At 70.5% G+C, this 25,944-nt stretch carries 13 protein-coding genes; 6 read left to right on the top strand and 7 right to left on the bottom strand.

Annotated elements, in window-relative coordinates:
* Positions 1-13: 13 nt before the first annotated feature.
* Genes dpgD through dpgA form a run of 6 tightly spaced genes read right to left on the bottom strand, consistent with a single transcriptional unit; the run spans position 14 to position 7,062 of the window.
* Complete coding sequence (gene dpgD / locus JJ691_RS15215; protein WP_249227938.1) at positions 14-856, bottom strand: enoyl-CoA-hydratase DpgD; 843 nt, start codon at positions 854-856, stop codon at positions 14-16.
* The gene (locus JJ691_RS15210) at positions 814-2,265 is read right to left on the bottom strand and encodes an aldehyde dehydrogenase family protein (protein WP_211769419.1); all 1,452 of its coding nucleotides are present in this window, start codon (positions 2,263-2,265) and stop codon (positions 814-816) included. The genes dpgD and JJ691_RS15210 overlap by 43 nt, the downstream gene beginning before the upstream one ends.
* A complete protein-coding gene (locus tag JJ691_RS15205) occupies positions 2,262-3,917 on the bottom strand; it encodes a thiamine pyrophosphate-binding protein (protein ID WP_211769418.1) in 1,656 nt (551 codons plus the stop codon). Before JJ691_RS15205 ends, JJ691_RS15210 begins: the two co-directional genes overlap by 4 nt.
* Complete coding sequence (dpgC, locus tag JJ691_RS15200) at positions 3,914-5,263, bottom strand: (3,5-dihydroxyphenyl)acetyl-CoA 1,2-dioxygenase DpgC (RefSeq protein ID WP_249227937.1); 1,350 nt, start codon at positions 5,261-5,263, stop codon at positions 3,914-3,916. The genes JJ691_RS15205 and dpgC overlap by 4 nt, the downstream gene beginning before the upstream one ends.
* Before the next feature lies 1 nt (position 5,264).
* Entirely contained in the window at positions 5,265-5,987 is a 723-nt protein-coding gene (gene dpgB, locus JJ691_RS15195) for an enoyl-CoA-hydratase DpgB (protein WP_249227936.1), read from the bottom strand.
* Positions 5,988-6,018: 31 nt separating this feature from the next.
* Positions 6,019-7,062 carry a 3,5-dihydroxyphenylacetyl-CoA synthase DpgA gene (gene dpgA, locus JJ691_RS15190; protein WP_211769417.1) on the bottom strand — a complete coding sequence of 348 codons (1,044 nt, stop codon included), beginning with the start codon at positions 7,060-7,062 and terminating at the stop codon, positions 6,019-6,021.
* Positions 7,063-7,446: 384 nt separating this feature from the next.
* Between dpgA and JJ691_RS15185 the strand changes: the two genes are divergently transcribed.
* Genes JJ691_RS15185 through JJ691_RS15170 form a run of 4 tightly spaced genes read left to right on the top strand, consistent with a single transcriptional unit; the run spans position 7,447 to position 19,091 of the window.
* Positions 7,447-15,543: a type I polyketide synthase gene (locus tag JJ691_RS15185; RefSeq protein ID WP_211769416.1), complete on the top strand. Its 8,097-nt coding sequence runs from the start codon at positions 7,447-7,449 to the stop codon at positions 15,541-15,543.
* 17 nt (positions 15,544-15,560) lie between these two features.
* The gene (locus JJ691_RS15180) at positions 15,561-16,241 is read left to right on the top strand and encodes a class I SAM-dependent methyltransferase (protein WP_211769415.1); all 681 of its coding nucleotides are present in this window, start codon (positions 15,561-15,563) and stop codon (positions 16,239-16,241) included.
* A gap of 24 nt (positions 16,242-16,265) precedes the next feature.
* A complete protein-coding gene (locus tag JJ691_RS15175) occupies positions 16,266-17,615 on the top strand; it encodes an MFS transporter (protein WP_211769414.1) in 1,350 nt (449 codons plus the stop codon).
* Between the two features lie 51 nt (positions 17,616-17,666).
* Positions 17,667-19,091 carry a tryptophan 7-halogenase gene (locus tag JJ691_RS15170; RefSeq protein ID WP_211771489.1) on the top strand — a complete coding sequence of 475 codons (1,425 nt, stop codon included), beginning with the start codon at positions 17,667-17,669 and terminating at the stop codon, positions 19,089-19,091.
* A gap of 70 nt (positions 19,092-19,161) precedes the next feature.
* On the opposite strand, the gene JJ691_RS15165 is transcribed toward JJ691_RS15170, so the two are convergent.
* Complete coding sequence (locus JJ691_RS15165; RefSeq protein ID WP_211769413.1) at positions 19,162-21,942, bottom strand: helix-turn-helix transcriptional regulator; 2,781 nt, start codon at positions 21,940-21,942, stop codon at positions 19,162-19,164.
* Positions 21,943-22,615: 673 nt separating this feature from the next.
* On the opposite strand from JJ691_RS15165, the gene JJ691_RS15160 reads away from it, so the two are divergent.
* Positions 22,616-23,977: a BTAD domain-containing putative transcriptional regulator gene (locus tag JJ691_RS15160; protein ID WP_211769412.1), complete on the top strand. Its 1,362-nt coding sequence runs from the start codon at positions 22,616-22,618 to the stop codon at positions 23,975-23,977.
* 299 nt (positions 23,978-24,276) lie between these two features.
* Complete coding sequence (locus tag JJ691_RS15155; protein ID WP_249228231.1) at positions 24,277-25,674, top strand: MFS transporter; 1,398 nt, start codon at positions 24,277-24,279, stop codon at positions 25,672-25,674.
* The last annotated feature ends 270 nt before the right edge of the window (positions 25,675-25,944 follow it).

The following is a 25,944-nucleotide window of genomic DNA, read 5'->3' as shown; positions in this document are numbered from 1 at the left end:
CCGGCATCGACGGTCAGGCACCGATCCAGTTCGGCGGCCTTTTGTCCACGAACGCACGCGGCCCCTCGACCGCGTCCTGGCTGCGCATCCGCCGGTCCTCCCAGCGGTAGCGGGTGGTGAACGCCTGTTCCAGCGGCAGATCGACGGACGTGAGCGCCGCCTCCTTGACCGCCCGCACCGCGAGCGGCGCGCAGGCCAGGATGTCGCGCGCCCAACCGTCCACACAGGAATCCAGCCGGTTCGCCGGAACGACGTCGTTGACCAGTCCCAGCTCGGCCGCGCGCGACGCGGACAGGGTACGTCCGGTCAGCAGATGTCCCATCGCGGCCTTCCAGGGCAGTTGCCTGGCCAGCCGGAACACCCCGCCGGCGCCCGCGATCAGGCCGAGTCGGGGTTCGGGCAGCGCGAACGTGGCGTGCTCGGCGGCGACCACGATGTCGCAGGCGAGGACCAGTTCGAAACCACCGCCGAGCGCATAGCCGTTCACCCGGGCGATCACCGGCTTGGCCAGGGAGAACCGCTCCGTGAGCCGCGGCCAGCCCGGTTGACCGAAGCTGCCGAACGTCGATGGCGGGGCGCCGTCGCGGGTGCGCGCCGCCAGTTCCTTGAGGTCCTGGCCGACCGAGAAGGCACGGTCGCCCGCGCCGGTCAGGACACCGAGCCAGATGTCCGGATCCGCCTCGAAATCGTCCAGCACCTCGGCGAGTTCCGCGTGTGTGCGCAGGTCGAGCGCGTTGAGCACGTCGGGACGGTCGAGCGTGATGCGCGCGACGTGGTCCTTCTTGGCATACCGGATCCTGGGCCGGGAGTCGGTCAGACCGGGAAGGGCTTCGAGGTGTCCCGCATCGTCAGCCACTGCCACTGGGTGAACGCCTCCGAGTTCTGCTCCGCGCCGTGACTGCTGCCGTTGCCGGACGCTTTGCGTCCGCCGAACGGAGCGAAGGCGGTGTCGTTGACGGTCTGGTCGTTGATATGGATCAACGCGGCGTCGAGCTGCTCGGCCAGTGCGAGGCCCCGGGCGACCGAGCCGGTCTGGATGGCGGCGGCCAGCCCGTACTCGGTCTGGTTGGCCAGCGCCACCGCCTCCTGCTCGGTCCGCGCCACGGTGACCGGCGCCACCGGGCCGAAGATCTCCTCGGTGAAGGCGGGCATGGCGGGAGTGACCCCGGTGAGCACAGTCGGCTCGTGGAACCGGCCGCGCCGGCCGCCGCCGGTGGCCACCGACGCGCCGAGGGCCACCGAGTCGCGGATGATCGACTCCACCCGGTCGGCCTGGCGGTCGTCGATCATCGGGCCCAGGTCGACCCGGTCGGTCCACGGATCGCCGACGCGCAGCGTCTGCGCCCGCTTGACCAGCCGGTCGACGTACTCGTCCGCGACGTCGGCCAGCACGATGTGCCGGCTCGCCGCCATGCAGATCTGCCCCTGGTGGAAGAACGCGCCGAACGCGCCGGCCGAACTGGCCGCGTCGACGTCCGCGTCGTCGAGTACCAGCAGCGGACTGTTGCCGCCGAGTTCCAGCGAGACCCGCTTGAGACCGCGCCCGGCGACCTCGCCGATCAGCCGGCCGACTCGGCTGGAACCGGTAAACGCGATCATGGCGATGTCGGGGTCGGCGACCAGGGCCGCGCCCGTGTCCTGCCCACCGGCGAGCACCTGCAGCACTCCGGTGGGCAGACCGGCTTCCTCGAAGATCCGCGCGGGCAGGTAGCCGCCGGACACCGGGGTGCGGAGGTCCGGCTTCCACACCACGGCATTGCCCAGCGCGAGCGCGGGCGCGACGGCTCGCAGGCCGAGCAGCATCGGCACGTTCCACGGGCTGATCACACCGACAACCCCGAGCGGCACCCGCCGCGCGAGGCTGCGCTGGCCGGGTTCGGCGGGCAACAGGTGACCGTGCGGGCGGGTGGGCAGCGATGCCGCCACCCGCAGTTCGGCCAGCACCGCGCCGATCTCGTACTCCGCCTTCGAAGCGGTCGCGCCGCCCTCGCGGATCAACCATTCCTTGACCTGGGCATTGTGAGTCTCGAGCAGGCCAGCCGCCCGGTAGCAGACCTGGGCCCGTTCGGTGGCCGGCGCCGCGGCCCACTCCCGCTGGGCCGCGCGCGCGGTCGCGGCGGCGGCGCGGATGTCGGCTGGGTCGGCGACGCCCACGGTGGTCAGCACCGCGCCGGTGGCCGGTTCCGGAACGTCGACGACGCCGCCATGCGAAACGGTCCAGCCGTCGCGGAAAATCCGGCCGGGTGGCACGTCGAGCTTGTTCACAGCGGCTCCTCGTCGTTGTGGCCGGTGATCGGGACGTCCACCAGCAGCGGCCGTTCGGACCGCACCGCCTTGGCGATCGTCTCGGTCAGCTGGCCGGTGTCGGTGACCCGGACCGACTCGATGCCGAAGAACGCGGCGGCGGCGGTGAAGTCCAGCTGAGGTGGGCTCAGGTCGAGGACCGGACGCAGACCGGTCCGGCCGTGCCAGGTGTCGAGGGTTTCCTTGAGGGTGCGGTACTCGCCGTTGTTCATCACCACGAACGTCACCGGCACCTGGTACCGGGCCGCGCTCCACAGCCCTTGCAGACCGAACAGGGTGCACCCATCGCCGAGCACGGCCACCACCGGCCGGCTCGGATCACCGAGGCGGGTGCCGATCGCCGCGCCGATGCCCGAACCGAGGCCGCCGCCCACGGTGTGCACGAGGGACCGCGGCTGGTCCTGCCGGAGCACCTGGCGCAGCAGCACTCCGGCCGTGATGGCCTCCTCCACCACCACGGCTTCGTCCGGCAGGGCCGCCGTCACGGCGTGCACTGCGGCCAGCGGGTGCAGCGGGACCGACCCGTACTTCAGCCGAGCCCGGGCGTCGATGTCGGCCCGGGCGGCGTTGTGCCGGCGAGCCGCCGCCCGGGTCCTGACCGGCGCCTCGCTCACCCGGCCGGCCAACCGGTCGGCCAGCGCACGCAGCGTGGGCCGGATGCCGCCGACCAGGCCGGCGTCGGCCGGGAAGTTTCGGCCGATCTCCTCGGCGTCGGAATCCAGCTGAACCACGGCGATGCCGGCCGGTAGGGCCGGACCCGGGCTGTAGTGGTGTGGGCTGAACGCGTGGCAGCCGGCGATGAGCACCGCGTCGTGGGCGTCGAGCGCGGCGCGGATGGCCGCGTTGATCGGCGGCAGCATCCCGGCGTGCAGCGGATGGCGCTGCGGGAAGTCGATGCCGTCGTGCATCGGCTGGTGGTAGACGACCGCGCCCAGCGCCTCGGCGACCGCGACCAGGTCGGCGACGGCACCAGCCCGGCCCACCCCGTCGCCGGCCACGATCACCGGGTTGCGGGCTTCGGCGAGCAGTCGCACGGCGGACGCCAGGTCCTCCGGCGCCCCCGGCGGAGACACCGAGGACGGGCCGACCGAGTCGATCGGGATCTCGTCGGCCAGCAGATCCATCGGTACGGACAGGAACACCGGACCTGCCGGCGGCCGCCGGGCCGCCGCGAACGCGCGCCGCAGCAGAATCGGCAGGTCGGCGGCGCGGCGCACGTCGAAGGTCTGTTTCACCGCGGCGCCGGCCAGACCGATCAGATCGCCGGACAGCAGCGGGTCCTGCACGAGATGCCGGCTGTCCTGCTGGCCGGCCGTGACCACCAGCGGTGTGCGCGACCGGCTCGCGTTCAGCAATCCGATCAGTCCGTTCGCCAACCCGGCCGCGATGTGCAGGCTCACGAATGCCGGCCGACCGGTGGCTCGGGCGTAGCCGTCGGCCATCGCCACCGCCGACGCCTCGTGCAGGGCCAGCACGAACTCGAAGCGCGGGTCGCCGACCAGACCGTGCAGGAACGGCAGCTCGGAGGTGCCAGGGTTGCCGAAGACCGTGTGCACGTCCTCGTCGTGCAGGATGTCCAGCATCGTGGCCAGCGGCGGCCGGCGGCCGGTCATTGGGCACCTGCCGAGAATCTGTCCACTTTGGACAAAACATCGGGCGCGTACGCGCGCAGCGCTTGCTGTAGCGCGAACTCCGACAGGTACGAACGAAACTCGTCCACCGACTCGTCGGCCAGGTTCAGCATCCTGCGGTTCGCGGCCACCGCGGGGCTGGCCATGGCGGCAGTCTCGGCCGCGATCCGCCCGTCCATGGCGGTGGCGTCCACGACCACGTCGAACAGCAGACCCGCAACCGGTTCGGTGGCCCAGATCTTCCGCCCGGACAACACGATCTGGCGGGCGATCCGGCTGCCGGTCAGCCGGCCCAGCCGCAGGTTGGCAGCGCCGGGCACGATTCCCTCTTGGGCCGCCGGCAGGCTGAAGTATGCGCCGCTCTCCGCGATCACCCGGTCGAACAACAGCAGCAGCTGGGCGCCGCCGCCGATGGCGAACGTGTCGACCGCTGCCACCCACGGCTTCTGCACGGTGGTCTGTGGCCAGTAGCGGTCCTCGTCGGTGCGCAGCCCGCACCGGATCTTGTTCAGGTAACCGAGCTCGCGGCCGAGCAAGAAGTCGGTGAACGAGATCTGGCCGGCGTGCAGGTGCTTGAGATTGATGCCGGCGCTGAAGACGCGTCGCCCGGCGTAGCGGGGATGCTGCATGACCCCACCGCGCACCACGCCGACCAGGGTCTTGTCATCGAGCAGGGCAAGGTCGACGGCGGTCTCCATGTCGGCGACGTGTCGGTTGTCCTCCGCGTTAAGGCAGTGTTCGTTGTGGATCGTCAGCTGGGCCACCGGCCCCTGGCGCCGGAGGTGGACGGCGTCGAGCCGGATGTCGCCGGTGCGGCGGAACTCGTCGGCGAGACCGAGCGCCCGCTCGGTGGGCCGGAGCATCGACTCGACCAGATGCGGTCCGGTGGCGGCGGTGCGGAGCAGTCGGCGGAACAGGATCGCCTGGTCGATCTCGCGACCTTCCTTGTCCGCCTGGATCCGCGCCTGCTCCTCGGCTAGCTGGTCGCGGGTCGGCGTCAGGCCTGGGAACGCCTCGGCTGCGGCGAACGAGAGGTTCGCCAGCCGGGGCCCGGACCGTAGTGTGTCGCGTACCTCGTGGAACACCTCGGTCACGTGTGCGCTCAGGTAGCGGTCCCGGAACCGCCGGCAGGACTGGTGGATCAGCTTGGCGATGTCCTGCTGCTCGGCCGTGCGCTCCGGCCTGTCGGGCAGCATGGCCAGCAGTGCCTCGCCCTGGGCGGTGTATGTTCGCAGCGCCACCCGGTCCGTTTGCGAGGAGTGCGCCAGCCGTGGCTCGGCTGCCAGCCATCGGTCGACCTCGGCGCGGTGCGTCATCAGCCCTGGCATGTCACGCGTCCGCCGTGATCCGGCCGCCCGCGGCCGGACCGGCCGGCCGCTCGGCGCCCAGGCGCAGCGTGCGGTCGCAGGCCGCCAGGTGCGCGCCAAGCGAGTCCTCGAAGCTGGAGTTCGCGGCATCCAACAGCAGCCGCCGGCGGATCGCGAGTTCCGCCCCGGTCAGTCCGCCAGCCAGGTCGGCCGCCGCACTCACCGCGGCGGCCAGGTCGTCGGTGACGTCGTCGAGCAGTCCGATCTCCCAGGCCCGGGCGGCGGTCACCTGCACGCCGAACAACACCATCTGTCGGGATCGCGCGACGCCGATCTGGTTGGCCAGCCGGTGCACCGCCATGCCCGGCCAGAGTTCGCGTTCCCCGCCGGCGATGCTCAGCCGCAGGTCGGGCGCGCCGATCCGGTAGTCGGCGGCGAGCAGCACGTTCAACGTCGGCCCCCAACAGGTGCGCTCGGCGACCGCTATGGTCACCGCGTTCAGCCGCTCCAGCCGCCGCAGCGCGCGTTCCCACTTGCTGACCAGATCGATGCCCACCTCGCCGGGCCACGACCGGTCGGAGGTGATCGCGTGCCGGCCGATGACGTGCAGCACGAGCACCAGATCCCGGTCGGCGTCCTCGGCTCGGTCGCACAGGTCGTTGACGGCCCGGACCAGAGATCCGGACAGGGGCTGGGCGCTGTCGATACGCAGATAGCCGTCAACCAGTTCGTCAAGCGGTTTCATCACGTTGTCAAGACCCTTCTCGTCGGCTCGTTCACTGTGCGGCGATAGCCGTTTCGATCGTCGATCCGGGACCCATTGTCATGAGCACGATGTATTCCCCGTCGCGCAGCACGCCCTCGGACAGCAATCGTTGGTACGAGAACAGGAACGAACCGCTCGACAGGTTGCCGAAATCGCGCAGCACGCTGGCGGTGTGCCGGACGTCGTGCCGGGTGAGCCCCAGATTGACCTGGAGTGAGTCGATGACCTTCTTGCCGCCGGAGTGCACAATCCAGTGCGCGATGTCGCTGCGCCGCAGTCCGGTTCCGTCGAGCAGCCGGTTGACCGCGACTTCGGCATTAGCGCCGACCACATAAGGTACATCGCGGTCCAGGTGGAAACTGAATTTGCCCGCCGTGTCGTCCCAGTCGTAGCGCATCGCGCCGATGGCGTCGGGAATGAGCGTCGTCTCGAACCTCAGCAGCGCCGGTCCGGTCCCGCCCTCGTCGCTGTCGGCGGCCGTGGCGTCGCCCCGCAGCGCGATCGCCGCGGCTCCGTCGCCGAACAGGCTGTTGACCACCGAGGTGCGCATGGTGCCGTCGAACACGTACGCGGCCGAGCAGACCTCGACGCAGACCATCAGCGCCAACTTGCCGGGATGCGTGGCCGACCAGTCGGCCACCGGGGCCAGCGCGTTGAGGCCTGCGTTGCAGCCCATGCCGACCACGTCCAGCCGCCGGGTGTGCCGGCTCAGCCCGAGTTCCTTCACCAGCAGCGCGGACAGGCCGGGGGTGAGGAATCCGGTGCTGGTCACGCAGCACAGGCAAGCCACGTCGGAGAGCCGGGCGCCGGTCGAGGCAAGACACGACCGCACCGCCCTCGCGCCGAGCTCGACGCCCTGCGCGGTGTGCTTGCGCAGCAGTTCGCCCTGGGTCTCCACGCGCGGCCGCCCGTCCGGTCCCAGCGGCGGCAATGTCAGATGACGCCGGTCGATCGCGCTGTTCAGGAATACGGACCTTACCCGCTCGTCCGTGATCTGGAAAATGTCGAGCAGCTCCCGCTGTGAATACGAGGTGGATGGCACGGCCGTACCCATTCCGGCGATTCTTGGTCGGGTGACCGCCGGTGTGGTCGACGCGGCGGGAAGGTTAACGCGTTCGGATAGTGTGAGCCGTGTCATCAGTTCCCCCTGATTGCTGCCGGATGGTCGCCGACGGGGGAACGTCATTGTTCGCCCGATGCATTTAACTGTCCGCTCATCACACCTTAGCGCATCCGTGTGGCCGGTACGGTGGCTGTTCCCCCTGCATTCCCAAGTGTTGGTGGTCGATGGATCCAGTAGGGGAGGGCATAGGGGGTGGACAGGGGGTACGGGCGGACCGGTGCGGAGTGAGACTGAGTTGGCGGTCGTGGAATTCCGCGCCGGTTGCTGGCGCGGCCGGATCGCCGTTCTTCACCATTCGACGAGGGGTGGAAGCCCATGCTGCGAACCGAGCTGATCCGGCCGCTGCCCGAGTTGTTGCGGGAGCACGCCGGTCGCTTCGGGGACAGGACCGCCTTTCGGGACGCGCGGCGGCAGGTGAGCTTTGCCGCGCTCGAACGGCGCACGTGGCGCTTGGCCGGGCATCTGGCGGCGCGTGGCCTGGCTGCCGGCGACCGGGTGGCGATCCGGCTCGGCAACCGGGTGGAGACCGTGGAGAGCTACCTGGGTGTGGTGCGCGCCGGCGGCGTCGGGGTGCCCCTCGATCCGCACAGCACGGACGGGGAACTGGCGGCCCTTTTGGATGACAGCGGCGCCACCGTACTGATCACCGAGGCCACGCGACTGGACCAGGTACGCCGGTTGGCGGCGAGCCGGCCGACCATGCTGGTCGTCGTCGTAGACCGTCCAGAGCGGACTGTCGATGGCGAGCTGGCCTTCGAGGCGCTGGCCGAGCACGATCCGGACACCGGCCCGCGGGACGATCTCCATCTCGACGACATCGCCTGGATGCTGTACACCTCGGGCACCACCGGCCGCCCCAAAGGCGTGCTCTCCACGCAGCGAAACTGCCTGTGGACGGTCGCCGCCGGCTACAGCCCGGTGCTGGGTCTGTCCGAGACCGACGTGCTGCTCTGGCCGCTGCCGCTGTTCCACAGCCTGAGCCACATCCTGGCGGTGGTGGGCGCCACCGCGGTCGGCGCCACCGTGCGGTTGATGGACAGCTTCGCCGTCGCCGACGCCGTCGCCGAACTGCGCGCCGAGCGGTACACGTTCCTGGCTGGTGTGCCCACGATGTACCACCGCCTGCTGCGGGCCGCGCGGGACTTCCGAGGCGCAACGGCCGGCCTGCGGGTCTGCTTGGTCACTGGCGCCGGCGGCGCGGAGTCGATCGCCGACGAGTTCGCCACGGCGTTCGGGCTGCCGCTGATCAACAGCTACGGCAGCACGGAGACCTGCGGCGCGATCACCATCAGCGGTCCCACCGACACGGTGCCCGCCGGCTCCTGCGGCCGGCCGGTGCCCGGGCTGGACCTCCGCATCGTGGACCGACACACCGGACAGGACCTGCCGGCTGACCAGGACGGTGAGATCTGGGTGCGCAGCCCCAGCGTCATGGCCGGCTATCACCGACGGCCCGAGGCGACCGCCGACGCGCTCGCCGGCGGCTGGCTGCGCACCGGTGATCTCGGTCGGTCGGACGCGCAGGGCTATCTGACCATCACCGGACGGGTCAAGGAACTGATCATCCGGGGTGGCGAGAACGTGCACCCGGCTGAGATCGAAAGCGTGCTGTCCCGGCTACCGGACGTGGCCGACGTGGCGGTGACCGGCCGGCCGCATGAGGTGCTCGGCGAGGTGCCGGTCGCGTTCGTGGTGCCGGGTCCGGGCGGGCTGTCCACGCCGAGGCTGCTGGCCGCCTGCCGGGACCGGCTGTCGCACTTCAAGGTGCCGGAGGAGATCTACCAGGTCGACAACATTCAGCGCACCGGGTCAGGGAAGGTCGTCCGACGTGGGCTCTTGGACCTGCCGGCCCGTTTGATCGCGTCCAGCCGAAGCCACTACGAGCACCTGTTCCGCCTCGACTGGGTGCCGGCACCCGGGGGCGTCGATGGAGGTGAGAACGGCGGTGGGGTCCAGTGCGCCGTCATCGGGGCGCCGGCCGCCGGCTTGTTCGCCAGCCCGTCTTGGTCGGACGCCGAGGTGGCCGAGTATCGCGATCTGCCGGCCCTGCGGGACGCCGCGGCCACCGGCGCGGCTGTCCCCGCACTCGTGTTGTGCGCCGCGCCGACGGAGCCCGGTGCCGCCGGAGAATTCGCGGCCGAGCTCGGGGACTGCCTGGCCGATGCCCGGTTCGCCGATACCCGGTTGGTGGTGCTCGTTCGAGGTGCCATCTCGACCGGACCGGCCGAGCCGCCGGCAGACCTCGGCCAGGCGGAGTGCTGGCGACTGACATCGGCGTGGCCGGAGTTCGGCCACCAGTTGGCACTGTGCGATGTGGACGGAATCCCCGTGCCGCTGTCCGCCGCGCGGGTTCTGCTGTCCGATGCCCAGCCGTGGTACGCCCTTCGGACCGGGACGGTGTTGGTGCCGCGGCTGACACAAGTGCCCGTGCCAGCCAGGGGCGCGCTGGTGTCCCTCAAGCCGAATCGCGCCGTACTGATCACCGGCGCGGCAAGCCATCACGGCGTGGAGATCGCGCGCCACCTGATGCGCGCATGGGGCCTGCGGCAGCTCGTGCTGGCGGACCCGGCGCCGGACGCCGGTCCCCGACTGGCCGCTCTCGGCGTAGAACTGCGCGGCTTCGGCGCGGAGGTGACGGTCCGGAATGGTGCGCTCGGCGCCCTCGGACCGGACTTGAGCGCGGTGGATGCGGTGGTGCATGTGGAATCCGGCACGTCGCCCGGTGCCGGCGACGCGGCCGCTCTTGCGGAGTTGGTCGCCGCGGTGGATCCGGCGATGTTCGTGGTGTGTTCCGGTGTTCCGGGGCCGGCGGTCGTGCCCGATCCGGTCCTCGACGCCGTGGTGCTGCGACGCCGGGCGACCGGTGCGCCTGCCGTGCACCTGGCCTGGCCGGCCGATCCATCCCTGATGCGGACGTCGGACCGGATGGCGATGTTCGACGCGGCGCTCGGGGCCGGGGTGACGCGAGTAGTCGCGGCACGCGCGACCACCCTATCGAGGTCGCCGCTCGCAATCGGACTGTCCGAACCGGACCCGGTGGTGACCACGCCGCACAAGGAAGCGGTGGCCGCGCTGCGCCGCGACATCGCCACCGTGGCAGCGGATCGGCAGCACGATCTCGTCCTGCAACTGGTCCGCACCGAGGCGGCGGCCGTGCTGGGCCGATCCGCTCCGGGCGAGATCGATCCGGAGACGGCGGTCAAGGACCTCGGCTTCGACTCGGTCGCCGCGGTCAGCCTGCGCGACCGGCTGGTCGCGGCCACCGGGGTGGCGTTGCCGGCCACTGTGGCGTTCGACTTTCCCACACCTTCGGCACTTGCCCGTCGTCTCCTCGCCGACCTGCGGGAGCCGGCCCCGGCGGAGACCGATCGCGGCAGCGGGGGCAGCGACACCGGCAACGCCGACGACCCCGTCGCGATCATCGCTATGGCCTGCCGGTATCCCGGTGGCGCCGGCACGCCCGACGAGCTGTGGCGGTTGGTGGCCGAGGGGACCGACGCGATCGGCTCGTTCCCGATCGACCGGGGCTGGCCACTGGACACTCTGTTCGGCGACGATCCGCGCCGCCCGGGGACCTCGCACACACGGCACGGTGGATTCCTGCACGACGCGGGCGAATTCGACGCAGCGTTCTTCGGCATCAGCCCGCGCGAGGCGCTGGCCACCGATCCACAGCAGCGGCTGCTGCTGGAGATGTCGTGGGAGTTGTGCGAGCAGGCCGGCATCGAACCGGGCTCGCTACGGGGCGGTCCGACCGGCGTGTACGTGGGTGCCATGTTCCACGACTACGCCACGGGCGCCACCGCGCCGGAGGCCGAAGGCTATCTCGGTATCGGCACCGCGGGCAGCGTGCTGTCCGGCCGAATCGCGTACACGTTCGGCTTCACCGGACCCGCCATCAGCGTGGACACCGCGTGTTCGTCCTCGCTGGTCGCCCTGCACCTGGCGGCCGCCGCCCTGCACCGCGGCGAGTGTGCGCTGGCGCTGGCCGGTGGCGTCGCGGTGATGGCGACCCCGGCGACGTTCATCGAGTTCAGCCGTCAGGGCGGACTGGCGCCGGACGGCCGCTGCAAGTCCTTCGCCGCCGGCGCGGACGGCACGGGGTGGGCGGAAGGCGCCGGGTTGCTGCTGATGGAGCGGTTGTCCGACGCCCGCCGTAACGGCCATCCGGTACTGGCGCTGCTGCGCGGCAGCGCCGTGAACCAGGACGGCGCGTCCAACGGTTTGACCGCGCCCAGCGGCGCGGCGCAGCAGCGGGTGATCCGGCAGGCGCTCGCGGACGCCGGCCTCGCCGCCGACCAGGTGGACGCGGTGGAGGGACACGGCACCGGAACCCGGCTCGGCGATCCGATCGAAGTCAACGCCCTGCTGGCGACCTACGGCCGGGACCGGTCCGCCGCCGCGCCGCTGCTGCTCGGTTCGCTGAAGTCCAACATCGGCCACGCCCAGTCCGCGGCGGGCGTCGGCGGCGTGATCAAGATGATCCAGGCCATGCGGCACGGCGTGGTGCCCAAGACCCTGCACGTGACGGCGCCGTCCACCGAAGTGGACTGGACGAGCGGGGCGATCCGGCTGTGCACCGAGGCGACGCCATGGCCGGACCGGGGCCGGCCGCGCCGGGCCGGGGTGTCCTCGTTCGGCGTGAGCGGCACGAACGCGCACGTGATCATCGAAGCGCCGCCGCCGGAACCCGCCGCCGACCGGCCGGCCGGTCGGCCGTCGGCCGTGCCCTGGGTGCTGTCGGCGAAGAGCGGGGCCGCGCTGCGGGAGAACGCGCACCGACTGCTGTCCATAGTGGACGATACTGGGCTCGATCCGGTCGATGTGGCGCACAGCCTGGCGACCAGGACCCGGTTCACCCACCGGGCGGTGCTCGTCGGTGCGGACAACGCCGAGCTCGTCGAGCGGCTGCGGGCGCTGACCGAGTGCGCCGGCTCGCCACCGACGCCGGCCGGCGGCGGCAAGCTGGCCCTGCTGTTCACCGGACAGGGCAGCCAGCGTGCCGGCATGGGCCGGGAGCTGTACGACTCGTTCCCGGTCTACACTGCCGCGTTCGACGAGGCGTGCGCCGAACTGGACGCACAGCTGGCCGGACACGTGACGCATGCCGTGCGCGACGTGGTGTTCGGCGAGCTCGACGGCGACCTGCTCGACCAGACGAGCTACGCCCAGCCGGCCTTGTTCGCCGCCCAGGTGGCGCTGTTCCGGCTGCTGCGGTCCTTCGGGGTCCGCCCCGACCTCCTCGCCGGGCACTCCATCGGCGAAGTGACCGCCGCCCACCTCGCCGGCGTGCTCACCCTCGCGGACGCCGCCGCGCTGGTGGCTGCCCGGGGACGGCTGATGCAGGCGCTGCCGCCGGGCGGCGCGATGGTCGCGGTCGAGGCCGACGAACGGACGGTGGCGCGGCTGCTGCGGGGACACGAGCACGCGGTGGCCATCGCGGCGGTCAACGGGCCGCACGCCACGGTGCTGTCTGGGGACGAGCCGACCGTGCTCGCCATCGCCGGAGAACTGGCCGGGCGGGGACGCCGGACCAGCCGACTGCGGGTCAGCCACGCGTTCCACTCCCCGCACATGGACGGGATGCTGGAGGACTTCCGGTCGGTCGCCGATCAACTCGACTTCGCCGCGCCCGGTCTGCCCGTGGTGTCCGCGGTCACCGGCGCGCCCGACACCGACATCGCGAACGCCAAGTACTGGGTGGAACACGTCCGACGGCCGGTGCGCTTCGCCGACGTGGTGCACACCCTCGCCGACGCCCGGGTCAGCGCCTGCATCGAGGTCGGACCGGACGGCGTGCTGTCGGCCATGGTGCACGAGGCGAGCCCGCCGGACCGAGCCATCGCGGCCGTGCCGGTGCTGCGTCGCGACCGGCCGGAGGTCGGCACGCTGCTGTCCGCGCTCGGCCAGGCCGACGCCCACGGCGCCGAGGTGGACTGGGCGGCGGTGCTGGCGCCCTGGCGGCCGAAGTCGGTGCAGCTGCCCGGCTACGCCTTCCAACGCGAGCGGTACTGGCTGGCGGCGGCCACCTCGGGATCGAGTCTGGCATCGGCCGGTCTGGTCGACATGGCCCATCCGCTGCTCGGGGCCGCGATCGAGGTGCCGGACGGGTTTGTCTACACCGGACGGATCGCGCTGTCGGCGCAGCCCTGGCTGGCCGATCACCGGATCGCCGGCGCGACGCTGTTCCCGGTCACCGGCTACCTCGAACTGGTCGCCAGAGTGGGGGCGGAGCTCAGTCTCGACCTGGTCGACGAACTGGCCACGACGGCGCCGCTCGCGCTGCCGACCGAGGGGGGCGTGCGACTCCGGGTGGTCGTCGGGGCCATGGATGACGACGACCGGCGGGCGGTGGTGATCGACTCCCGGCCGGCGGACGCCACCGGCGACTGGACCCGGCACGCCACCGCGACCCTCGCGCCGGGCGCCGAGCCGGCCGGGCCACCGGAGCCGACGGTCGACCCGTGGCCGCCGGCGGACGCGATCGGGGTGGACGTGCGGGGGATGGCCGCACCCCTCTCCGACGGTACCCGCTTCGGCCCGACGTTCCAGGTGCTGCGGGCGTTGTGGCGGCGTGGCGACGATGCGTTCGCCGAACTCGCCCTGCCGCTCGATCGACGTGCCGACGCCGACCGGTTCGGCTTGCACCCGGCGTTGCTCGCCGGTGCACTGCGGGCGATCGGTGGCGCCGGGTTGCTCACCGCCGAGTCCGAATTCCGCCTTGTGCCGGCGAGTTGGCACGGGGTGCGGCTGCCCCGCACCGGATCGGCGGAACTTCGGGTGCACCTGGTGCGGACCGGACCGGACAGCGTGCGGATGACCTTTGTGGACTCGACCGGTGCGCCGCTGGGCGCCGTGCGCCGCGTGCGGCTGCGGCCGGTGCCCGCCCCGGCCGCTGCTGGCACGGAAAACGGCGGCGCGTCGGCTGCGTCGGCTCCGCCGGATCGGTCACTGGCCGAGTTGGTGCGGGCCGAGGCCGCGGTGGTGCTCGGGCACGGTGGGGCGGACGGTGGGCTGGCTGCGGTCGGGTCGGGCGACTCGTTTCGCGACCTCGGCTTCACCTCGCTGACCGCGGTGGAACTGTGCGACCGCCTCACTGAGCGCACCGGATTGCGGCTGTCGGTGTCCGCGATCTTCGACCACGCCACGCCGGCCGCACTCGCCCTCCACCTGCTCGCCAGAACCGGCCAGACCAGCGGCGAGGACACTGGTGGCACGCCCACGATCGATCTGGCCGCCGAGGTCCGGCTGCCCGACGACGTGCGGCCGCCCGGCTGGGCGCGGCGTATCGGCGAGCCGCCGCGTGCGGTGCTGCTCACCGGCGCGACCGGCTTTCTCGGCGCGTACCTGCTCCGGGATCTGGTGCGCACCACCGGCGCACGGATCCACTGCCTGGTGCGGGCAGCCTCCGCTACGGCGGGACGCGACCGGCTGCGACGCAATCTCGCCGACTACGGCCTGGCGTCGGGAACGGACATGGACCGCGTCACGGTGGTGCCCGGCGACCTTGGCCGGCCCCGGCTCGGACTGTCCGAATCAGACTTCGACGCGCTTGCCCGCACCGTGGACGCGGTCTACCACGCCGGCTCGGCGGTCAACTGGGTCTATCCGTATGCCGACCTGCGGCCGGCGAACGTGCTGGGCACCCAGGAGATCCTGCGGTTGGCCGCGCGGCATCGGCCGGCGCCGGTGCACTACGTGTCCAGCACCGGCGTGTTTCCGCACCGGCAGGAGGTGGGTGCGCCGATCGGCACCGACGAGCCGCTCGGCGATGGCGGCGAACTGGCCACCGGATACCAGCAGAGCAAGTGGGTGGCCGAGGGGATCGTACGGCTGGCCGGCGAACGCGGCCTGCCGGTGACCGTGTACCGGCCGGACGTGGTCTGCGGCGACACCGTCACGGGCGCCTGCCAGACCGAGGACTTCGTGTGGCTGAGCCTCAAAGGCTGCCTCCAGGTCGGCGCCGTGCCGAGGGACGCGGCGGCGTGGTTCAGCCTGGTACCGGTCGACTACGTCAGCGCGGCCGTGGTGTCGCTGTCCACCAACGCGTCCAACGCCGGCCGCACGTTCCATCTGTACAACCCGCACACCGTCGAACTGGCCACCATGTTGTCCAACCTCCAGGACCTCGGCTACGAACTGGCCGAACTGCCCCGGGATGCCTGGGCCCGACGGGTGCGCGCGCAGCGGCACAACGCCGCGCTGCCGCTGCTGGACACGTTCCTGGACGTCACCTCCGGCCGGCGGGTGCGCCCGGTGTTCGACACGCGGGACACCGAACTGGCCCTGGCCGGCACCGGAATCGACTGCCCGGAGATCAGCGATGCGATCTTCCGGACGTTGGTCGGATTCTTCGTCGACACAGGTTATTTCCCAGATCCGATGGCCGGAAACGACTCGAGCAGCAGGTAAGCACCGGGAGGGGACTGATGGCCGAGAACACCGCGATCAGGTACGAGGACGTGCTCGCCGGCGCGGCGAACTACAAACGAAGCGTGCTCAACCGGTATGACCGGGTGCTGTACGTCAACTGCAGATTCTTCTGGCGTTGTGACCGAGGCGAACTGCTGCGCCGGTACCAGGCCGCGGTCGGCGCGCGCCACCTGGAGATCGGCGTCGGATCCGGATACTGCCCGGCGCACACGCTGTTCCCGACACCGGAGCCGGAGATCACCCTGGTCGACCTGAACCCGCAGACGCTCGACTTCGCGTCCCGGCGGCTCGCGCACCTGCGACCCCGACGCGTCCTCGCGAACGCGCTCGACCCGATCGAGGAGGCCGGTGTGCCGACGCGGCACTTCGACTCGGTCGCGATCAACCTGTTGCTGCACTGCATTCCCGGCGACATCAAGGCCAAGGCGGCGGTGCTCGGGAACGCGGCGGCCGCGGTGAAACCGGGCGGCAAGGTGGTCGGCTCCACCGTGCTGGCCCAGGGGGTGCCGGTCACGCCGGCCGGCCGGTTCCTGATGCGCCAGCTCAACGCCAAGGGCATCTTCCACAACACCGAGGACCGGCGGGACGACCTGGAGAGCGTGCTGGGCAAGTACTTCGCGGACTACCAGCTGGTCGTGCGCGGCTGCATGGCGATGTTCACCGCGACCGTGCAGTGACCGATTTTTGGGGGAGGAGAAGTCATGCCGCCCGAATCCGCGCTGGAACAGCGGTCCGCCGGCCTGACCGCGCTGCTGGACGCGCTGCCGCTGAACCGCCGGCACTGGCGCGTCTTCGGCGTCTGCGCGGCCGGGTTCTTCTTCGACTCGATGGACCTGCAGATCATGTCGCTGGTCGCGCCGACGCTGATGCGGCGGTGGGACATGTCCCCGCAGTTGCTCGGGCTGGTCACCTCGGCCGCCATGCTCGGCACCTTCGTCGGTGCGGCGGGGCTGGGCACGCTGGCCGACCGGTTGGGCCGGCGCACCGGTTTCCAGTTCGCCGTCGCGGTCTTCGCGGTGAGCAGCGCGCTGTGTGCGCTGGCTCGCAGTCCCGGCGAGCTGATCGGTCTGCGGTTCTGCGCCGGCCTCGGTCTCGGGGGTCTCATCCCGATCACGACCACGCTCATGTCGGAGTACATGCCGGCCCGCACCCGGGGCCGCATGGTGGCGCTCTGGGCGGTGTCGTTCCCGGTCGGCGGCCTCGCCGCGACCGGGCTGGTGTCGGTGGTCCTCCCGCACCTCGGCTGGCAGCCGGTGTTCGCCATCGGCGCCGTGCCCGTGTTGCTGGTTTTCGCGGTGCGCGGGCTGGTGCCCGAGACACCACGGTTCCTGTTGGCCAGAGGACGGATCGCGGATGCCGAGCGGTCGGTCCGGTGGATCGCACTGGCCGACGCGGACGCGGTCCTGTCGTTCGACGCCCCGGCCACCGCGGTCCGGCCGGCGCGGCAGCGGGTGCGGCTGGCCACGCTGTTCACCCGGTCGCACCGGCGGTCCACGGTGGTGGCCTGGCTGATGACGTTCGGCTGGAACTTCGGCTACTTCGGCATGGTGCTCTGGCTGCCGACGCTGCTGATGCTGTCGGGGCTCTCGCTGAGCGAGGTGTTCTGGTACACCCTCGGCTTCCAGCTGTGCGCGATCTGCGGTCGGGGCGCGCTGTTGCTCGTGGTCGACCGGCTCGGCCGCAAGCCGGTCATCGTGATCGCCGGCCTGGCCGCCGCCGCCCTGATGCTGTTGCTGGGTCGGTCGGAGGCGCTGCCCTGGCTGTTCCTGGTCGGCTATCTCGTGTCGTTCTGCGAGGACGGCGGCATGAGCGGCGTGGTGCCCTACACGCCCGAGCTGTATCCAACCTCCGTGCGCGGCAGCGGTGTCGGCTGGGCGATTGCGGTCGGCCGGATCGCCGGTCTGATCGCGCCGACGCTGGTCGGCGCGCTGGTGGCTGCCAGTGACCGGTACGCGATCTTCGTCGTGTTCGCCGCGTGCTATGCCGGCGCGAGCCTGGTGGTCGCGATCCTCGGCGTCGAGACCCACGGCCGGCTGCCGTCCGAGAAGTAACTCACGTGATGACGTCCGCAATTCCGTAACAGGGGAGCTCTGATGGCAGAGATTGACAGCGAACAATTCGACGTCGTGGTGATCGGCGGCGGGCCCGGCGGATCGACCGTGGCCTCCTTCGTCGCGATGCAGGGACGCCGGGTGCTGTTGCTGGAGAAGGAGAAGTTCCCGCGCTACCAGATCGGCGAGTCCCTGCTGCCGGCGACCGTGCTCGGCGTGTGCGGTCTGCTCGGCGTCACCGACGAACTGGCCAGGGCGGGCTTCGTGCAGAAGCGCGGCGGCACGCTGCTGTGGGGCGCCAATCCCGAGTTGTGGGCGTTCAACTTCACCGACGCGCTGCCCAACGCCGACGAGGAAACCGTCTCCTACCAGGTCGAACGGATGAAGTTCGACAACATCCTGTTGAACAACGCCCGGCGGGTCGGCGTCGAGGTGCGCGAGCAGTGCACGGTCAACGAGGTCATCGCGGACGCCGAGCGGGTCCGCGGGGTCCGCTACGTGGACGCCGACGGCCAGCGGCGGCAGGCAATGGCCACCTTCGTGGTGGACGCGTCCGGAAACCGCAGTTCGACCTACCGGACCGTCGCGGAATCCCGGCAGTACTCGGAGTTCTTCAAGAACGTGGCCATCTTCGGGTACTTCGAGAACGGCAAGCGGCTGCCGCCGCCGAACTCGGGGAACGTGCTGACCGCCGCGTTCAAGAGCGGCTGGTTCTGGTACATCCCGTTGTCCGACACGCTGACCAGCGTCGGTGCCGTGGTCCGGCACGACTTCGCCGACCGGGTGCAGGGCGACCGGGCCAAGGCGCTGCAGGACCTGATCGCGGAGTCGCCGCTGATCAGCGAGTACCTGGAGAACGCGACCCGGGTGACCGAGGGCACCTACGGCGATGTGCGGGTGCGCAAGGACTACTCGTACTGCGCCACGAAGTTCTGGCGGCCGGGCATGGTGCTCGTCGGTGATGCCGCGTGCTTCATCGATCCGGTGCTGTCCACCGGCGTACACCTGGCGACCTACAGCGCGTTGCTGGCGGCGCGGTCCATCAACACCGTGCTGGCCGGGAAGATCGACGAGGAGGCCGCCTTCGCCGAGTTCGAGTCACGCTACCGCTGGGAGTACGGCTCGTTCCACGAGTTCCTGGTGTCGTTCTACGACACGCACGTGGACGAGTCGTCCTACTTCTGGAAGGCGAAGAAGGTGACCAACTACGAATCCTCGGAGTTGGAGGCGTTCGTGCGGCTGGTCGGCGGCGTCGCCGGCGAGCGGGTGCTGTCCGGTGTGACCAACGGCGTAGCGCCTTCGACGGCGACGGCCCCGGACTGGGACGCCGAACAGGCGTTGCGGTTCGATCCGCAGGAGGCCGAGGGCTGGGGCACCACGCGCTGGGTGCCGGGAGGCATCGGAGCCCCGCCCGGTTCCGATGCCTACCGGCTGGAGCCCTCCGCGGACGCGCTGCACTGGGAGGTCCGGGCGTAGCGCTCGGCCGCGGTCCCGAGCCTGGCGGATCCGCTGGGTTCGGGACCTGGCCGGTGGACGAGGAGAACGGTCAGGCGCTGCCGGCGACGTCGGTGTGCAGCACACCAGGCAGTTCCCGCCGGTACTTCACGTTGAGCTTCCGGTACACCTTGGTCAGGTGCTGCTCGACCGTGCTGTCGGTGATGTAGAGCTTGCTGGCGATCTGGCGATTCGTGTAGCCCACTGCCGCGAGCGCGGCGACCCGGTGCTCCGCCTCGGTGAGCACGGTTCCCTTGCCCTGTCGGGGAATCTCCTGCCGGAGGCCGCGCGTCGGCAGCAGGTCGGCCGCCAACGGCATGGCGCCGCACTTGCGTGCGACGTGCCAGGCCCTGCGGACTACCATCCTTGCGCGCTTCTGCTCACCGGCCGCCTCGTACGTGCGGCCGAGACCGCCGAGGCTGCGGGCTAGTTCGAACCGGTCGCCGTTGTTCTCCAGGATGTCCACCGACTCGACGAGCAGGTCGATCCGATTCTTCGGCTTCGGCGTGACCGCGGCCAACAGGCGCAGGGCCGCGCCGCGCACCCGGGGCTGGTCCTCGCCGAGGCCGGCCAGTTGGCCGTCGATCAGCCGGCGGGCCTCGTCTCGCTTGTGCTGGGCCAGCAAGGCCTCGGCGGCGTCCAGCCGCCAGGGCACCAGACCGGACATGTCGATACGCCAGTCGCGCATCAGGTCCCCACAGCCGAGGAAGTCGGCGAGCGCGGCGGCCGGATTGTCGGTCGCCAGGTGGAAGTGGCCACGCGCCCGCAGGTAGTGCAAGCCGAACCGGCTGGCGAACATCCCCTCCGGCACGGGCTCGTCGAGGTACCGGCCGGCTTCTCGATAGCGGCCCCCGCGGGTGGCGGCGAGGATCAGCGAACCGAGCGGCAGACCGATCGCGATGCCCCAACCCCGTCCCGGCATTAGGTCCACCGCGCGCCGGGCGCTGTCCACGGCGCCGGCAAAGTCACCCTGGCGGACGGCGATCTCCGCGCGCAGCGCGCCGAACAGCCCCCGCCAGGTGGGCAGCCCCAGCTCATCGGCCTCGCCGAGCAGCCGATCGCACCAGGATTGCGCCGCCTCAATCCGGTCCGCGTACACCAGGGCGAGCAGCGCCAGCGGCGGTGCCTCGTCCCCGCAGTACTCGTCGTTGCTCAGGCGGGTGGTTCGCAGGATCTGCTCGGCCGCGACGATCGCCGCGTCGCTGCGGCCCCGGCACAGCACGTCGGTGATGGTGGCAGCGGACAGCAGCCGGGGGTCGGTGCGCAGCGCCCGGCTCGGGTGACCAGACGCGGCCGCCGCCGCCCGGCCGGCGAACAGCGGCGGGTAGGTGCAGGCCAGCCACAATTCGATGTCGCGCAGCGCCGGTCCGTGCCGCTCCGGGTCACCGGCGGCGGCGTCGCGCACCCAGTCCAGCACTCCGGCCGCCGCGTCGAACAGGCCGTGCCAGACCAGCTGCCGGACCAGCGGGAAGCCGTCCTCCACGGCGAGTTCACCGGCTGGGCCGGCCTCGGCCAGTGCGACCAGGTGCCGAGCGGCGGTGGCCGGATTGAGCCGCCACTCCAGCCGGCTCTGCCGCGCGCGGAACGCGTTGCGCGTGCGGCTGTCGGCGGTGAACTGGGTGGCCCGTTCCAGGTAGCCGACCGCCAGATCGACCCGGTTCACGCGTACGGCCTGCTCGGCTGCGTCGGCCAGGACGATCGTCGCCCATGGGGCCTCTGGTTGGCCTCCGGCGAGCAGTTGACCGGCCACCGCGTCGACCGGGGCGCCGCCGTCGTGCAGCAGTTGAGCGGCCCGGCTGCGGAGCGTCATCTGGTCGGTCCAGGGCAGTTCGTCGAGCACCGCGGTGCGGGCGGCCGGATGCCGGAACCGGCCGTCTTGCTGGAGCCCCGCCATGCCCAGGGCCCGCAGTGCCCGGGTCCGGGACTCCTGGTTCACCTCGGTCAACCGGCCCAGCAGCGTCGGCGGCGCCGAACCGTCGAACACTGCGAGCTCACGGGCGATCGACAGCACGGCGGGATTGCTGCGGTGCACGCAGTTGAGCACCGCCCGGCCGTACGCCTCGCCGATGACGGTGCGCTGGAATTCCGTGCCGCTGTGCCGGTCGTCCTCCACCAGCGCGTGCAACAGCCGGGGATTGCCGCCGGAGACCGCGTGCCAGGTGGAGGCGAGCCGGTCTGCGGCCGCCGGGCCGCCGCGATCCTGGAGAAACGCGGCGACCGCCGCCTGGGACAGCGGCGCGAGTTGGAGGTGGTGGCACTCGCCGGCCGGCGGCAGGTCGGTATGCAGCGGGGAATAGCCGGGTGGGCGCGGCGTCACCTCGGTGAGCAGCAACAGGATCGGTGCGGACCGCAGCCGCCTGGCCAGGTAGAGCAGGCAGTGCAGGGACAGCGGGTCGGCGTACTGCACATCATCGACGCCGATGATGGTCGGCCGGTCGTTGGCCAGGTCCAACAGGGAGAGGCACAGTTGGTACAGCTCCTGTGCCTGGGCGGCGGGCAGTCCGTGGCCCGGCGACTGGTCGGCCTGCGACGTCGCTGCCTGGGCGCGTCCGGCGAGCTCGGCGACCCGGTCGCGCTGGTCCGGTGTCGCCCGCGAACGGAACAACTGGCCGAGCACACCGAGCGGGAGTGCTTCTTCTGTGTGCGAACAGGTGGCGCAGAGAAACTGGATGCCGGTGCGTTCGGCTCCGTTGGCAAAGGTGTACAACAACTCCGTTTTACCACAGCCTACCGGTCCGTCGATGAGAATCGTTCGTCCGCGACCCTCGGCACAGTTGTGCAGTAAATCGTGTAAGACCGTCAGCTGAGCGTCACGCTCGACGAGATCTGGCACGACATCCCCCTCGTGATCATTGGTTCGCGTCGGTTCCAGTCTGGTGATCCCCCTGGATTGCAAGTCTTGTGCGCAACACACTAGGGACTGGTCACGTTATGGACAAGCGTGTTGCGCCAGTCGCTGCCCATTGATTGCCCACTGGTCGGCAATTGGGTGTTGCATTGGCGCTTCGAATGCTTCCCGGTGTGTCGAGACGTGCTCTGATGCGCGAGCCGTGGCGCACGGTTCACGGCGGTGCCATAGCTGTCGCCCGCTCGGGTGAAGCGGCTGGACGAGCGGTGTGATGTCCGTTGACCTCTTCCGTGCATGACGCCGTACGCTGGAACGCGCGGCTGTCGCGCGTTGACTTCGTGTGCACGCGAAGTTGTACACTTCGATTCGTGGATCTTGCGCCGTTGGCGCGAGGTTCCGGGGCAGTGGCGTGCGGTTGGGTGGACTCGTCATCGCGCCCAAAGCGCGCGTTTGCGCTGCCTGCATCGTGGGGGAAATGGGGGAAATGTAACTTGCCGCCGATTGCTTATATTGGCTGATGTGGTTCCGATCAACGCACTGTTGATGCCAGGTTTTCCTGGGGTCAAGTGCGTTGAAATGCCTGTGTTTCACAATAATTGAACACGGTCGGTGTTGTGTTGATCGGCCGTGTTGGGGAGTCGATGGCCGGGGGGCGACCGTGGAATTCCACATTCTTGGACCGATGATGGTGACCGAAGGTGTCGTGCCGATTCAGCTGGGCGGGTTCGTTCCACGCGCGACCTTGGCCATCCTGGTGTTGCACGCGAATACGGTGGTGCCGGCGAGCCTGCTGTTGGAGTCGTTGTGGCCGCGAGGGGTGCCATCGACCGGCAAGAAGATGTTGCAGAATGCGATCTCGGCCATCCGGCGCGGGTTCGCCTGCGTCCAGCGCGACGACGAGACCTCGTTGGTCACCCAGGCTCCCGGCTATCTACTGCGGGTCGATCCGGAGCAGGTCGACTTGCTCCGGTTCCAGCGCCTGTTGGCCGAGGGACGGCTGGCGCTGGCGGCGGGGAAGTGGGAACTGGCGGCGCGCACGTTGCGCCGGGCGCTGCTGCTGTGGCGCGGACCGATGCTCGCCGACCTGGTCGAACGCGGCGTCTCGGTGCCGGAGATCGCATCTCTTGACAATGAACGGCTGGCTGCCGTCGAGGACCGTTTCGATGCCGAACTGGCCTGCGGCCGGCACCTGGAGATTGTCGCGGAGCTGGAGGCGATGGTGCTGGCGGAGCCGCTGCGCGAACGCCTGTGCGGACAGCTGATGATGGCGCACTACCGCGCTGGACGGCAGGTCGACGCGCTCGGCGACTACCGAGCGATCCGGGACGAAATGGCCGACCGCCAAGGCATCGATCCGTCACCCGCGCTTCAGCAACTGCACGAGATGATCCTGCGGCACGATCCGCAACTCCACGTGCCGGCGGCGTCGACCGGCGCCGCTGCCGGGGGCGCTGGCTTGGGTGCTGATCAGGGCGTCGACCCTGTCCCGGCGGGTGGTGACGCGGTCCGGTCCTGGATTCGCCTCGAACCGACCGGCTCGGCGGCCTGCCGATGGCGTCGGTGTCCGCCTGTCGGGCGGGCCTTGGTTGAACAGGTTGACTTCGTGTGCACACGAACCCCTACCCTCGGAGGGGTGGAACGGCTGGCAGTGGGCGAGGTGGCCGAGCGGTTCGGCGTCACCAAGAACACCTTGCGCTATTACGAGAGTGTCGGGTTGCTGGATCCGGTCGAGCGGGACGCGGCCGGGCACCGGATCTACGACGAGCACGCGATGGCCTGCGTGGTGTTCGTGACCCGGCTGCGGGCCACCGGCATGTCCATCCGCAAGTTGCGGGAGTACATGGACCTCGCCCGCGCGGGCGACCACACCGCGGAACAGCGCCGGCAGATCCTGCAGGAGCACCGGGCCAGCCTGCACACGCAGCGCGCCGATATCGACGCATGTCTGGAGGTCATCGACAACAAGATCCGCGGCTACGGCCGGCTGATGGCGGTGCCGCCCGCGGGCAAGGCATCCTAGCCGGCGCGCTCGGCGGTTCGGCGCCGTTCGACATCGGCTGACCGTATACCGGCGACAACGCTGATCCTTCGCCGTCGGCGCGCTTCTTTTGTCACGATATTCCGCTCGCATTTTCGCGCGGAGTTCGGTTGCGTTCTTTTTGGGTACTTCCTGTTCATGGCCATGCCGGTCGGTCATGTTCCTGTCTTTATGAACCTTGCAATGGAGGAGAACGTGTCGTGAGCCTTCCATCGGACAGTACTACCGCTGAAAAAGAGCAGAGGCCACGGTTCTCCACCGGGCAACGGTGGTCGTTGACGGTGATCGCCTGCGCGGTCGGGCTGGACGCGAGCAGCGTCGCCGTGGTCAACGCGGCGTTGCCCGAGATCGGGCACAACCTGGTGATCTCGGCCGATGCGCTGCAATGGGTCATGACCGCGTACGCCATCGCGTTCGGTGGTTTCCTGTTGTTCGGCGGCCGGCTGACCGATGTGTTCAGCCGCCGCCTGGTGTTCGCAATCGGTGTCGCGGTCTTCGTGGTCGGCTCGCTGGTCGCGGCCGTCGCGCCGACCATGGTCGTGCTTGTGGTCGGCCGCGTACTACAGGGTTTCGGCGCCGCGCTGTCCATGCCGGCGTCCACCGCGCTGCTGTACGAGATCTTCCCCGTGGGTGCGTTGCGCAACCGGGCGCTGGGCACGTATACGGCCGTCGCCGGGGGAAGTTTCAGCGGTGGCCTCATTCTCGGCGGCCTGCTGGCGAACTGGTTCGGCTGGCGGGCGGTGTTCGCATTCACCGCCGCGTTCGGCTGCCTGGTGCTCATCGCGTCCCGGCCGACGCTGCCCGCCGGCGCCGCCAGCACTGGTCGCCGGCAACTGGACATCCTCGGCGCCATCACCATCACGCTCGGCATTCCCGCGCTGCTGTTCGCCGTGAACCACGCGAGCGAGGCGGGCTGGGGCACGGCCGGCACCGTGGTGCCGCTGGTCTTGGGCGTGCTGCTGTTGGCGGCGTTCGTCGTGCGTGAGTCCCGGTGCGAGCAACCCCTGCTGCCGCTGCGCATCCTGCGGTCGCGGCAGATCCTGTCGGCCACCGCGACCGCCTTCGTGTCCTTCGGTGGCGTCCTTGGCATGTTGTTCTTCATTCCCCTGTACATGCAGGACATCCTCGGGTTCACGCCGCTCCAGTCGGCGCTCGCGCTGCTGGCGCAGAGCATCGCCGTGATCGTGTGCGCCAACCTGACGGTGCGCATGCTGAACAGCAAGGTGAGCCATTGGAAACTGATGGCCGTCGGCCTGCTGCTGATCGCGATCGCGCTGTTGTCGTTCGTGCGCACGCCGTTGGCCGGTTCCTACTGGCTCTACCTATTCCCGGGATTCGTGGTGCTCGGGGTAGGCGTCGGAGTGTCCACTCCGGCCATGACCGCGTCCTCACTCAACGCGGTCGCTCCCGAACAGCGCGGTATCGCGGGGGCGTTCAACGTCACGGCACAACAGGCTGGCGCCAGCGTCGCCACGGTGATCCTGGTGGCGGTGGCGGTCGCGGTGACCGGCCCGAGTACCGCGCCGGCCGACGTGCTGTCCGGTTATCACGTCGCCTTCTGGACTGCCGCCGGCCTGGTGGCACTAGGTGCGCTCGTGGTGTCGGCGCTCGCGCTGTTTCAGCGCCGCGAACCGGAGGCGGAGCGGCTGTCGCGGACATCGGAGATGCACGCGGGCTGAGCACGCCACCGGTTACCGTCGGCTCCTGGACGAACCCCCTACGTCCAGGAGCCGACTGGTCTGCGGGTTGCCCGAAGCTCAGTGATCATTTCGACGGGAACCGGCTCTCGCGAGCACCATGAAAACTGTTGCCCACCAACGCTATCAGGAAACCGAATGAACGTCACCGGGCGCCCGGCGCTGAGCTGTACCGGCTGTGCCGGGACCTGGCCGAAATTCTCGCCCTGCGCGACTGGTGCCAGCAGCACGGTGTCAAGCTGCGCGTGCTGT

Origin of the sequence: Kutzneria sp. CA-103260, from assembly GCF_018263855.1 — a bacterium.
GTDB lineage: Bacteria > Actinomycetota > Actinomycetes > Mycobacteriales > Pseudonocardiaceae > Kutzneria.
This window is presented reverse-complemented; position numbering and strand designations above follow the sequence as displayed.

Excerpts from the sequence above, each read along its gene's own strand:
- JJ691_RS15205 (WP_211769418.1), bottom strand. The coding sequence starts at position 3,917 with ATGACCGGCCGCCGGCCGCCGCTGGCCACGATGCTGGACATCCTGCAC.
- dpgC (WP_249227937.1), bottom strand. The coding sequence starts at position 5,263 with ATGCCAGGGCTGATGACGCACCGCGCCGAGGTCGACCGATGGCTGGCA.
- dpgB (WP_249227936.1), bottom strand. The coding sequence starts at position 5,987 with ATGAAACCGCTTGACGAACTGGTTGACGGCTATCTGCGTATCGACAGC.
- dpgA (WP_211769417.1), bottom strand. The coding sequence starts at position 7,062 with ATGGGTACGGCCGTGCCATCCACCTCGTATTCACAGCGGGAGCTGCTC.
- JJ691_RS15185 (WP_211769416.1), top strand. The coding sequence starts at position 7,447 with ATGCTGCGAACCGAGCTGATCCGGCCGCTGCCCGAGTTGTTGCGGGAG.
- JJ691_RS15180 (WP_211769415.1), top strand. The coding sequence starts at position 15,561 with ATGGCCGAGAACACCGCGATCAGGTACGAGGACGTGCTCGCCGGCGCG.
- JJ691_RS15175 (WP_211769414.1), top strand. The coding sequence starts at position 16,266 with ATGCCGCCCGAATCCGCGCTGGAACAGCGGTCCGCCGGCCTGACCGCG.